Here is a 2,481-nt window from a genome sequence, read left to right on the forward strand (position 1 = left end):
CTTTTTGATTTTGGAATAGCGCACTAGAAAAACTTAAAGTTTTTCAGTGCCCTCTAATTAAAATATGGTCTATTTTTTATTTATTAAGTAAATTATAATAGTTCCTATAAAAAAATTACAAGAGGTGAAGAATGAATATCAGAAATTACGTAGGAGATAAAAAGTTTTATAAGATGGTACTAGGAGTTGCAGTACCTATTATGATTCAAAACGGTATTACCAATTTTGTTAGCCTTCTAGATAATATTATGGTTGGGCAAATTGGAACTGAACAGATGTCAGGAGTTGCAATTGTAAATCAGCTTATTTTTGTTTTTAATTTATGCATTTTTGGTGTAGTTTCAGGGGTTGGTATATTTGGAACACAATTTTGGGGAAAGAAAGATTATGAAGGGGTTCGTGAAACTTTTAGATTTAAGATAATATCTTGTACACTTATAGGAATAGGAGCTATTTTGCTATTAAAAAGATTTGATAGTGACCTTGTATCTTTATTTTTACATGATGGTGGTAATTCGGGAAATATAGCTGAAACTTTAATTCATGGAAAAGGTTATTTATCAATAATTGTTATAGGACTTATTCCTTTTGTTATTAATCAAGTATATTCAAGTACTTTAAGAGAAACAGGGGAAACAGTTCTTCAAATGAAAGCAGGTATTGTGGCTGTATGTGTTAATATGATGTTTAATTATGTACTTATTTTTGGTAAGCTTGGACTTCCTGTATTAGGTGCTAGAGGTGCTGCTATTGCAACTGTTATTTCTAGATTTGTAGAATGTATTATAATTGTAGTTTATACTCATAAACATAAGAAGAAATATATCTTTATTGAAAAAATATATTCAAGTATGAAGGTTTCTAGAGTGCTTATGAAAAATATATTCTTAAAGGGGACTCCTCTTATGTGTAATGAGCTTTTATGGGGAGCAGGTATATCAATAATGACTCAGTGTTATTCATTAAGAGGATTAGCAGTAGTTGCTGCAATTAATATTGCGAGTACTATTTCTAATTTATTTAGTGTTGTTTATATTTCTTTAGGAAGTGCAGTATCTATTATAATAGGTCAGCTTTTAGGAGCAGGTAAAATGGAAGAGGCTAGGGATATGGATAGAAAACTTATTGCTTTTTCAGTTGTAAGCTGCAGTATAGTAGCTATATTTATGATTGTTCTAGCACCAGCATTTCCAGCTATATATAATACTACAAATGAGGTTAAGAGTTTAGCATCAAAGTTTATTATAGCTCTTGCTTTTTCAATGCCTTTAGTAGCTTTTACTAATGCTTCATATTTTACTCTTCGTTCTGGAGGTAAAACAGTAGTTACTTTTTTATTTGATAGTGTATTTATATGGGTATGCAGTATTCCAGTAGCATTTATACTTTCTAGATATACATTAATTAATATAGTAATGGTATACTTTATATGCCAAATGCTTGAGTTTATAAAATGTATTATAGGATTTGTATTAGTTAGAAGTGGAGTTTGGATTCAAAACATAGTAATGGAAAAATAGTAACTAAAAATAGTTATATATCTATAATGAATTGAGATTACTTTTAAGGAATGAGTTACTAATGTGTACAATTGGAGTTGTTTATAGAAAAAGTACTTTGATTATTTTTAAGCAGTATGATTCAAATGAAGAAATCTTATTTAATGAACCTTTAATTAAAGAAAAGAATGATATAAGGTATATGTCTTTTGAAAAACAAGGAGTTAAGGGATCCTGGTGTGGAATAAATAATTATGGGGTAGGCTTTACTTCATCAACTCCTTATATTAGTAAAAGTAAAAATACTATGTCTGGTAAGTTTTCAAATAATAATCTTTTTGAAGCTTACGAAAATATTATATCTAGCTATAAAACTGCAAAAGAAGCAGTTGAGTATATTAAAGGATTTTTTAAGTCATTTTTAGAACCTAATATATTAATAGTTAGTGATAAAGATGAAAGCTATTATATTGAAGGTTATAATGGTGAAATTATAGCTGTGCGATATACTCCAGAATTTCATTCAAGATATTTTGTAGCTTCTAATCATTTTAGATTTATAAAAAATGCAGTATCTTTTGAAGAAAATCATAGCACATATTTAAGGCTTAATAGAGCAGAAGATATGCTTTTAAGAGATTGTAGTATAAATGGAGTTATTGAGCTTTTAAAGGATCAGTATTATGGAAATTCAGTAATGTCTATATGTAGAAGCAATGAAGTATGTCTTGAAAAAGAAGAAAAAAGCTATACTCAGGCATCAGTAATTTTCATTGTAAATAATAACAGTAAGGATATTAGCACTTATTATAATATAAATGGAAACCCTAGAGATAATGGATATATATTTAAAAATTATATTTTTAACTAGGTAAATTATAAATTATATAAAAAGGGGATGTAAAAAAACTCTCCTAAAAAGAAAATCGCTGTAGGCATTAAACTTACAGCGATTTTTTGGTAAAATTAAATTATGATACCA

At 27.8% G+C, this 2,481-nt stretch carries 2 protein-coding genes; both read left to right on the top strand.

All coding sequences use genetic code 11. The annotated features are described in order from the left end of the window. Positions 1-131: 131 nt before the first annotated feature. Positions 132-1,520, top strand: a complete 1,389-nt coding sequence (locus BM384_RS16660; RefSeq protein WP_090015333.1) for an MATE family efflux transporter — start codon at positions 132-134, stop codon at positions 1,518-1,520. A gap of 61 nt (positions 1,521-1,581) precedes the next feature. Further along, positions 1,582-2,370, top strand: a complete 789-nt coding sequence (locus tag BM384_RS16665) for a C45 family peptidase (protein WP_090015334.1) — start codon at positions 1,582-1,584, stop codon at positions 2,368-2,370. Positions 2,371-2,481 lie beyond the last annotated feature (111 nt).

Origin of the sequence: Clostridium sp. DSM 8431, assembly GCF_900116755.1 — a bacterium.
Classification (GTDB): domain Bacteria; phylum Bacillota; class Clostridia; order Clostridiales; family Clostridiaceae; genus Clostridium.